The organism is Spiroplasma endosymbiont of Megaselia nigra, assembly GCF_003987485.1.
Taxonomy (GTDB): Bacteria; Bacillota_I; Bacilli_A; order Mycoplasmatales; family Mycoplasmataceae; genus Spiroplasma.
Window position 1 is genome coordinate 1 of the sequence record NZ_RCOO01000136.1, and the last position, 3,166, is coordinate 3,166.

Here is a 3,166-nt window from a genome sequence, read left to right on the forward strand (position 1 = left end):
AAATAATTCCATAATCTTCTTTTAAATATTTAGTTATACGACGATATCCGAATTGTTTTAAATTTTCTTCATAGACTTTTACAATATTTTTAAGTGATTAATTATCCTTTTGACTGATTGAATAATTTTTATATTTATCTCAATAACTACGCTTTAAACCTGTTACATCAAGCAATAATTTTAATGAATATTTAGCACGATTTTCTTTTATAAAAGATACTATTTTTTGTTTATTTAATTGTAAAAGTAAGCGATGTTTGTTCAATTTCTTTTACTGTATTTTTTCGAAATTCTGCAGTATATGTTTTAAATTTTTGTTCTTTTCCTGCCATTAAAAAATGCACCTCCTCTAAAAGTTTAGTAAAGTTCTTTTTTAATTTTACTTACTTTTTGGGGTGCAGTCTTTAAACTAGCAGCAGAAAAATATATAAAAACAGAAGAAAAATATAATGAAGAAAAAGACGAATTTATAATAAAAACATTTGATTATGAAATCTTTTTAGGAAAAGAAAATAATAGTTATACAATAAAAGATAAAAATGTTACAAAACAAAAACTTAATTATGAAAAAGTAAAATTAGAAGAAGTAAAAAAAAGAATTTGATTTAGTAGAAGAAGACCTTAAAAAAATACAAGAAGAATTATAAAAAAATCAGTTAAATAATATAAGGCATATAGTGATTTTTCTGATAAACTTGGTCCTAATTTTTCATGATATTTCGTTTGATATTCTCATAAAATTTATTCTGATAATCAACGTAACTTTAATTTTTGTCTAATATAGTTTATAACTTCAAGATTAATGATTATTTTCTGGTGGCATTTTAATCGTTTAATCTTGCTTTTTATGTATAGCCGGTACCTAAAACTTTATTCTAAGATTTTATTAAGAAAGATAGTATTTTTAAAAGAAAATGCTATAATCATTGTAAACAAGGGAGAAATTATTAAATTAGGTGATTATTGATGGAGAAAGCAACACAAGATTTTCAAAAAAATGATGTTCGGTTAACAAGAATTTATTTTACTACACCAATGGAAGTTATTGCTAGAATTATGATTTTAATTGGACAAGCGGTTATGCTAGGAGTAATTATTATTGTATCAGCTTCTTTAGCAATGATTGCAACTAGTAAATTACCAATTCCTGCCGTTTTTAATAATTTTGGTTTAGCTGATGGTGTTTTTCGTGGTCTTACCATTGTTATTGCTCTGTTTGGGATTATCTTTTCTTTAATATTTGTAGTTCCAACATTAATTGTTCGTAATATTAAACTTTTAAAGGTAACTGGAATTATTTTTAATACAGTCGGATGCATCTTTGTTTTACTAATTTTAGGATTAAGCATTATTGCATATCTTTATATTCCTGTTCGGCTAAATTTACCGGGGGTAATTATGGCTGGACTTTGTATGTTAATGTTATTTTGAGGCAGTTTTTTATTATGATTCTCAGCAATTCGTCAGCAGAAACGAATTAACCTTGCTGTTGCTGAAAGTTTAGATTTTAGTTCTAAATTAAATATAGTTGAATAGGAAGGTGCTTTAATGAAAAAAACAGAAAATAGTAAAACAATAAATCAAGAACAATCAGCAAAAGTAGTAAAAAAAATGCAGTTTGTTGTTGATAATCGTCCGCCAGTTTTAAAAAATTTAGATAAAAATGTTATTGATCACACCGTAAAATCATTAGGGGAATATGAATTAAATCGAAAACAACAAATTCGTCCATTACCTTACCAATACAACATTGAAGCAAGTAAGTATTATTTTTCTACTAAAAGTGAAACAATAGCGAGAACTTTAATTGTCTTTTCACAATTATTGTTAATTTTAGTTGCTCTAATATATATTCCAACGTTAGGGCAGGTAGGAGCACAATTTATTATTTCTTTATTATCCAAATTTAAAACTCCATTTACTGATCAAATTGTAGCAATTGGTCAACCAATTGTAATTGGAATAATTATTTTATTAGCTATTTTATGGCTTACAACATTCTTTTTTATAACAATTCCAATTTTAATTACTAAAACATTAAAAACTGTTAATATTTGAATAATTATTGTTAGTATTGTTGGTAATATTAATTGCTTTTCAATTCTTGGATTAGCTATTTTACAATTTATTTATGCTAAAAATTCAGTTGCTGGATTAAATATTAACCCATTTGTTTTACCTTCAATTGCGATTGTTGCTTTTTGTTGTTTTATATTGGGGTGCTTATTTTTAAAAAGTGATCGTAAAAAATATCAAACCAAATTAGAAAATGAAATATCAAACCAAATTAGAGCACTAAGAGAGTAAGGAGAAAAACTATTATGTTAACAAAAATTAGTTCAAAACGAGATGAACTAGCACTCCAATGAAATACACGAATTGAAGTTGCAGCACGTTTATTAGTTATTAGTTTTTCAATTTTAGGAACTTTTATGGGTTATTTTATTAGTGCTGGTTGTGCAATGGCTTATAATAATATTAAAAATTTAACAGGTGTTATTTCCTATCGAACTTATGAATTACATTATATTATTGCTGGTATTGTTGGTCTAATTTGTGCTTGTTTTTTCTTTTATTTTATTGGTTTGCCATATGTAAAATTAAAAAAAGCAGCTAGTTTTAAAAGTTGAATTATTATTTCAAGTATTTTTGCAATAATATATTATACAACATGTTTTACCTTAGCAGTAATTTTTATGAATATGTTTAACACTATGAATAATTATTTTATTGTGGGTTTTACTTTACTTATTATTTGTTTTTTAGTAATTTTTTTATCATATTTTTTATTATGACGTGAAGTAAAAAAACAATGAATTTTACGAAAAAAATTTGAGTATTTAGCAGATGAAGAACAAATGAAACAAGTAGAAACAAAATTAGCAACTTTAGAATTACGACGTCAGCGCCTTGTTGAATTAGAAACAATTAAGTATAATAAAGAAAAGTATAGTTTAAATCATTTAAAGGAAAAAAAGAAAAATATTAGAGTGCACCCCAAAAAGTAAGTATTAGTAAAAAAGGTTTATAAACTTTTATTTATTATATCCTTTTCTTTGCGGCTTGAATATCATTTATTTCATTTTTTAACATCATTAATATATTCGTCATGCGATAAGTAAATATTGTTATGAATTGTTGCTTTTTTTAATAAAGAATGAAAACT

At 24.7% G+C, this 3,166-nt stretch carries 3 protein-coding genes; all 3 read left to right on the forward strand.

What is annotated here, in order from left to right; translation table 4 throughout:
• Positions 1-966 precede the first annotated feature (966 nt).
• The 3 genes from D9R21_RS05295 to D9R21_RS05305 are packed head-to-tail and all read left to right on the forward strand — an operon-like array spanning position 967 to position 3,008.
• Positions 967-1,536, forward strand: coding sequence for a hypothetical protein (locus D9R21_RS05295; RefSeq protein ID WP_126821387.1), 570 nt, complete (start codon positions 967-969; stop codon positions 1,534-1,536).
• Positions 1,537-1,548: 12 nt separating this feature from the next.
• Complete coding sequence (locus D9R21_RS05300; protein ID WP_126821388.1) at positions 1,549-2,307, forward strand: hypothetical protein; 759 nt, start codon at positions 1,549-1,551, stop codon at positions 2,305-2,307.
• Positions 2,308-2,321: 14 nt separating this feature from the next.
• Positions 2,322-3,008 (forward strand): hypothetical protein, encoded by a 687-nt coding sequence (locus D9R21_RS05305; RefSeq protein WP_126821389.1) that lies wholly within the window; start codon positions 2,322-2,324, stop codon positions 3,006-3,008.
• The last annotated feature ends 158 nt before the right edge of the window (positions 3,009-3,166 follow it).